Raw genomic sequence first — 6,173 nt, 5'->3', positions numbered from 1 at the left:
TTGGCTGCTTGCGGCGGGTAGAGCGTGGGCCTGATCCAGTTGAGGATGGGCTGCCATTGCTGCAGGTCCTGCGCGGCGGTGCTGGCCGGCAGGTCAAAAATCGTCATGCCGCGCTCCAGGCTGCGCACATAAAGCTGGGTTTCGCGCAGTGCGCCCAGAAAGGGCATGCCCAGGCCTTCCGACCAGTCTTCCAGGGTTTTTGCGGCACCGGTGCGCGCGTCTATGCGCATGCCCACGGTGGCCAGGCGGCAACGGCCGCTGGCCACGCGCGGCAAGGCCATCAGGTCTGCATGGCACTGCGCGGCGGACTCGCGGTCGAACATGGAATTGCACACCGGCATGATGATGGCGTCGGCGAACATCACGACGCGCGCGAGTTCAAAACCATGCATGCCGCCCGGCGTGTCGAGCACGACGTGGGTGATGCCCGTGGGCACGCGCAGCATGTTTTTCTGGTCGACAGCCCAGGGGGCGATGGCGGGAAGATCCGATGCGCGGCGCTTGAGCCAGCTGCGCGCCGACTGCTGGCGGTCCACGTCGCCCAGCATGACCGAGCTGCCATTGCGCGCGCACCAGGCTGCGATGTGCGCGGCCAGTGTGCTTTTGCCACTGCCTCCCTTGCGGTTGACGACTGCGATGACCGGCATGAGTGCTCCAAAGACGGACCAGTGGAACAGTTTGATACAGAAAACCCAAAAAGTCCAGTGAAGCCAATCGGCATCGGACCCTACAGCTAGGGTTTTTGTAGCGAAACGGCTGAAGTCTTCGAAGTCTTCCCGGGCCGGCTTGGCGGGGGCGCCAGCGCCGGGGCGTCCGGGGCGTATTAGGCGACAGTGACGGCTGCGCCGTCGCCCTTGGCGGCGATCACGCCAATCTCATAAACCTGCTCACCCGCTTCGCGCAGGGTCCTGGCCGTGGCCTGGGCGTTGGCGGCATCCACCACCACCACCATGCCGATGCCGTTGTTGAAGGTGCGGTTCATCTCGACGTCGTCGATGCCGGCGGTTTTTTGCAGCCAGGCGAACAACTCGGTTTGCGGCCAGCTGCCTTTTTTGAGCTGGGCGGCCGTGCCTTCGGGCAGCACGCGCGGGATGTTTTCCAGCAGGCCGCCGCCGGTGATGTGGGCCAGCGCCTTGATCGGATGGGCGGCCAGCGCGGCCAGCACGTTCTTCACGTAGAGGCGGGTGGGCTCCATCAGGGCCTGCTTGAAGGGCTTGCCGTCCAGCGTGGCGGGCGTGTTGCCGGCCGCGCGCTCTATGCATTTGCGCACCAGGCTGAAGCCGTTGGAGTGCACGCCGCTACTGGCCAGGCCCAGAACCACGTCGCCGGGTTTCACGTCCTTGCCGGTCAGGATCTTGGATTTTTCGACCGCGCCCACGGCAAAACCGGCCAGGTCGTATTCGCCGGACGGGTACATCCCGGGCATTTCGGCGGTTTCGCCGCCAATCAGGGCGCAGCCGCTCAGTTCACAGCCTCTTGCGATGCCGCCGACCACGGCCGCGGCCGTGTCCACGTCCAGCTTGCCGCAAGCGAAGTAGTCCAGGAAAAACAGCGGCTCGGCGCCTTGCACCAGCACGTCGTTGACGCTCATGGCCACCAGGTCAATGCCCACGGTGTCGTGCATATTCCATTCAAAGGCCAGCTTGAGCTTGGTGCCCACGCCGTCGGTTCCGCTGACGAGCACGGGTTCCTTGTAGCGTTTGGGCACCTCGAACAGGGCGCCGAAGCCGCCTATGCCCGCCAGGACGCCTTCGCGCATGGTTTTTTTGGCCAGCGGCTTGATCCGTTCGACCAGCGCGTCGCCCGCATCGATGTCGACGCCCGCGTCTTTGTAGCTCAGGGGGGAGGGGGAAGTGGTGGTCATGGTGTCGGCTTTGCTACGGGTAGGGGGCGGTGGGACGATGAGGGTCTGGAAGGCGGGTTTGCGGCGCTGAACGGGCCTGCAAGCCCGATAGAATTCAGCCTGAGATTCTAAAGGCTACCCATCCGGCCGCTTAGAACAGGTTCTTAGGCCCTTCCGGGTCTTCCTTCAAGGCTTCTCCCGGCCAGTTCAACCCAAGGCTTTATGCAATTCACCACCACCCAAAAACGCGCCGCCGCCTGGTGCCTGATCGCGGCACTGGTCATCCTGGCGCTGTGGCTGCTGGGCCCGGTGCTGGCGCCCTTTGTGATCGCCGCGGTGCTGGCCTATGCGCTGACGCCGCTGGTCAACCGGCTGGACGACATGGGCAAGGGACGGCTGCCGCGCGTGGTGGCGGTGATCCTCGTCGAGTTCCTTTTCATCGTGGTGCTGCTGAGCGTCTTTTTGCTGATCGTGCCCATCATGGCCAAGGAACTGCCCGTGCTGCGCGAGCAGGTGCCCTTGCTGGCGGACAGGCTCAATACCAGCCTGGCCCCCTGGCTGGCGCAATTCGGCATCCACGTGGCGCTGGACGTGGGCAGCATCAAGGCCTTTGTGCTCAAGTACCTCAATGCCAATTTTGAAGACCTGTTCGGCTCGCTGATGTCCTCGCTCAAGCTGGGCGGCAGCGTGGCGCTGGCCGTCATCGGCAACGCCGTGCTGATCCCGGTGGCGCTGTTTTACCTGCTGATGGATTGGGACAAGTTCGTCGCCCGCATCCTTGAATTGGTGCCGCCCCACCTGCGCGGCGGTTTTGACAGCTTCACCGACGAAGCCGACGCGGTGCTGGGCCAGTACCTGCGCGGCCAGTTGCTGGTCATGCTGATCATGGCGGTGTTTTATGCCGTGGGCCTGGCGCTGTTCGGCCTGGACCTGGCCGTGCCGATCGGTGTCTTCACCGGCCTGGCGATGTTCATTCCCTACCTCGGCTTCGGTCTGGGCCTGATTTTGGCCGTGCTGGCCGGCTTGCTTGAATTCGCATCGCTCAAGGCGCTGGTCATGGTGGCCGTGGTCTACGGCATAGGGCAGGTGGTCGAAAGCCTTTACCTCACGCCGCGCCTGGTGGGTGAGCGCATAGGCCTGCATCCGCTGGCGGTGATTTTTGCCTTGCTGGCCTTCGGCCAGATGTTCGGTTTTGTCGGCGTGCTGGTGGCCTTGCCGGCAAGCGCCGTGCTGCTGGTGGGCATACGCCGCATCAAGGCCAGCTACATGGCCAGCCGGCTTTACAAGGCCGGGTGAGATTGATGGGGCCGGGATAAACACATGGCGGGCATGAAACAGATTGCGCTGGACATCGGGCTGGCTTCGGCCCCCTCGTTCGCCAATTTTTTTGGTGGGCCGAACGAAGCCGCTCTCAAGCACCTGGAGCTGTGGGCCGGCAACACGCTGCGTTCGCCCGTGCCCACCTACCTCTGGGGCGACACCGCCAGCGGCAAGACCCACCTGCTCAAGGCCGTGCGCGAGACGCTGCGCGAGCAGGGCGCCACCAGCGGCTGGATGGACGCTTCCCTGTTGGAGCCGCCCGAGTTCAACGAATCCTGGGCGGCCGTCATCCTGGACGACTGTCACCTCTACACCGCCGTGCAGCAGCAGGCGGCCTTCAACTGGTTCGTCAATGCGCTCAGCGCTCCCGACGGCCGGCCGCGCTGGGTGCTGGCCGCCGGCAACGTGCCGCCCGCCGACCTGGCGCTGCGCGAAGATTTGCGTACCCGCCTGGGCTGGGGCCACGTGTTCGCGCTGCAGGCCCTGACCGAGCCCGAGCGGCGCGCCGTGCTGCGGCGCGAGGCCGATGCGCGCGGCGTGTTCCTGAGCGACGAGGCCATGGATTTCATGTTGACCCGCTTTTCGCGCGACCTGGGCAGCCTGATGCAGTTGCTGGACCAGCTCGACGCCTACGCCCTGCAAACCAAGCGGGCCATCACCATCCCCCTGATCAAATCCATGCTGGAGAGTGAATGACGGGCAAGAAAAAGATTGCGTTGTTTGACCTGGATCACACGCTGATCCCTATCGATTCCGATTACGAGTGGGGCGAATTCACGATTGCGCTGGGCTGGTGCGACAGCACCGAGTTCAAGCGCCGCAATGCCGAGTTTTTCGAGCATTACCGCGCCGGCACGCTGGATGTCCATGACTATGTGCGCTTCGCCACCCAGGCCATCCGCGAGCAGGGCGCCGCCAATTCAGCCGCCGCCCATACCCGTTTCATGCGCGAAGTCGTGCAAAAAGCCATCACCCCCCAGGCCCTGGCGCTGGTGGACGGCCACCGCGCGGCAGGCGACGAACTGGTCATCGTCACTGCCACCAATGAATTCGTCACGCGGCCCATCGCCGAGGCTTTCGGCGTCAAGGAGCTGATCGCGGTCGAGCTGGAACGCGACGCCCAGGGCTGGCTGAGCGGTGAAATCAAGGGCACGCCCTCGGCCCGCGAAGGCAAGGTCACCCGCGTGGAACAATGGCTGGCGGCCCGGAAACTGGCCTGGGACGACGTGGAAACCACGTTTTACACGGATTCCCTGAACGACCTGGCCCTTATGGAGAAGGCGACCCACCCCGTCGCCACCAACCCCGACGGGCGCCTGCGGGCGCTGGCGGTGGAGCGCGGATGGCGCATACTTGAGCTGTTTATCTAGTTATCCATGATCAAAAAATTTATCGACAAGCTGTTTGGCAAATCAGATGGCACGCAGCCCGGTGCGACACGGGCCAAAAAATCCCCCTTCGGGCAGCGCCAGGATGTAGGCGTCAAGGAACACGGCATCGACGTCAAGCTGGTGGACGACCGCGCCATGGACGTGGTGCGCACGCTCAAAGACGCTGGTTATGAGGCCTACATCGTCGGCGGCGCCGTGCGCGACCTGCTGGTGGGCCTGCGGCCCAAGGACTTCGACGTCGCCACCGACGCCACGCCCGAGCAGGTCAAGTCCCTGTTCCGCCGCGCCTTCATCATCGGCCGGCGCTTTCGCATCGTCCACGTCATCTACGGCCGCGGCCGCGAGCACGAAGTGATCGAGGTTTCGACCTTCCGCGCCCACCTCGACAGCAGCCTGGCCGAGCAGGTCGGCGGCAACGAGCGCACCAGCAAGAGCGAACTCGCCGGCATGAAACACGCGGTCGACGCCTCCGGCCGGGTGCTGCGCGACAACGTCTGGGGCCCCATCGAGCAGGACGCCGCGCGCCGTGACTTCACCATCAACGCGATGTACTACGACCCGGAAACGCAGGTAGTGGTCGACTACCACAACGGCATCAAGGACGCGAAGAAAAAAATCATCCGCATGATCGGCAACCCGGCGCTGCGCTACCGCGAAGACCCGGTGCGCATCATCCGCGCCGTGCGTTTCGCCGCCAAGCTCAGCGCGCTGGGCTTCAAGTTTGAAGACAAGACGGTCGCCCCGCTGCGCGAGATGAAAGGCCTGTTGGCCGACGTGCCGCAGTCGCGCCTCTTCGACGAAATGCTCAAGCTGCTGCAGACCGGCCATGCGCTGGCCAGCATCGCGCAACTCAAGTTCCTGGGCCTGGGCACCGGCATCTACCCGCTGCTCGACGTGGTGGTCGAAAACGCCGACGAGCCCTTCCTGAAACTGGCCCTGCAGGACACCGACCGCCGCGTCGGCGAAGGCAAGCCCGTGGCGCCCAGCTTCCTGCTGTCCTGCGTGCTGTGGTCCGACGTGCGCGAAGGCTGGGAGCAGCGCCAGAAGCGCGGCGAACACCTCATGCCCGCGCTGCAGGACGCCATCGACGACGCCTTCAACGCCAAGATCGGCGACGTCTCGGGCCGCGGCAAGCTGGGCACCGACATGCGCGAGATCTGGACCATGCAGCCGCGCTTTGAAAAACGCGTCGGCAGCGCGCCCTATTCGCTGCTCGAGCAGCCGCGCTTTCGCGCCGGCTTCGACTTCCTGCGCTTGCGCGCGCAGACCGGCGAGATCGACATGGAGCTGGCCGAGTGGTGGGAGAAATTCAGCACCGCCTACGACGACGAGCGCCACGCGATGATCGAAGAAGCGCGCCAGGCGCAGATGCAGAAACCGCAGGCGCCGCGCGTTCGCGTTAAGCGCCCCGATGCCGAAACCCAGGCCCCGCGCAGTGCCGCCGATGGCGACGCACCCGCGACCTTCGCGGAGGGCGATGCCGCGCCGGCCAAAAAACGCCGCCGCCGCCGCAAGCCGGCCAACCGCGGCAATGCGGGCGGCGCAGGTGATGCGGGTGGAGAAGGCGCGGGCGGCGATTCGCCTTCGCCATCGGCGGACGCTGCCTCCAATTCCTGAGC

General features: G+C 65.1%; 6 protein-coding genes. 4 read left to right on the top strand and 2 right to left on the bottom strand.

Annotated features, from left to right (window positions below; all coding sequences use genetic code 11):
- Both ACLV8F_RS23085 and purM read right to left on the bottom strand, forming a co-directional pair.
- A partial coding sequence (locus tag ACLV8F_RS23085) for a division plane positioning ATPase MipZ (protein ID WP_411886535.1) occupies positions 1-647 on the bottom strand: 647 nt, incomplete at its 3' end.
- Between the two features lie 176 nt (positions 648-823).
- Positions 824-1,864, bottom strand: a complete 1,041-nt coding sequence (gene purM, locus ACLV8F_RS23080; RefSeq protein ID WP_411886534.1) for a phosphoribosylformylglycinamidine cyclo-ligase — start codon at positions 1,862-1,864, stop codon at positions 824-826.
- A gap of 201 nt (positions 1,865-2,065) precedes the next feature.
- Here purM and ACLV8F_RS23075 point away from each other — a divergent pair, with 201 nt between their 5' ends.
- The 4 genes from ACLV8F_RS23075 to pcnB are packed head-to-tail and all read left to right on the top strand — an operon-like array spanning position 2,066 to position 6,171.
- Positions 2,066-3,139, top strand: a complete 1,074-nt coding sequence (locus ACLV8F_RS23075) for an AI-2E family transporter (protein ID WP_411886533.1) — start codon at positions 2,066-2,068, stop codon at positions 3,137-3,139.
- Positions 3,140-3,172: 33 nt separating this feature from the next.
- Positions 3,173-3,859 (top strand): DnaA regulatory inactivator Hda, encoded by a 687-nt coding sequence (hda, locus tag ACLV8F_RS23070; protein ID WP_411886532.1) that lies wholly within the window; start codon positions 3,173-3,175, stop codon positions 3,857-3,859.
- The gene (locus ACLV8F_RS23065) at positions 3,856-4,533 is read left to right on the top strand and encodes an HAD family hydrolase (protein ID WP_411886531.1); all 678 of its coding nucleotides are present in this window, start codon (positions 3,856-3,858) and stop codon (positions 4,531-4,533) included. The genes hda and ACLV8F_RS23065 overlap by 4 nt, the downstream gene beginning before the upstream one ends.
- 6 nt (positions 4,534-4,539) lie before the next feature.
- On the top strand, positions 4,540-6,171 hold the full coding sequence (gene pcnB, locus ACLV8F_RS23060; protein ID WP_411886530.1) for a polynucleotide adenylyltransferase PcnB: 1,632 nt from the start codon (positions 4,540-4,542) through the stop codon (positions 6,169-6,171).
- Positions 6,172-6,173: the final 2 nt, after the last annotated feature.

The sequence above is a fragment of the Polaromonas sp. YR568 genome, assembly GCF_943369675.1.
In the GTDB taxonomy this organism is placed as follows: Bacteria; Pseudomonadota; Gammaproteobacteria; order Burkholderiales; family Burkholderiaceae_C; genus Polaromonas.
Note: the sequence above shows the minus strand (reverse complement) of the source record. Positions and strands in the feature narration are given on the sequence as shown.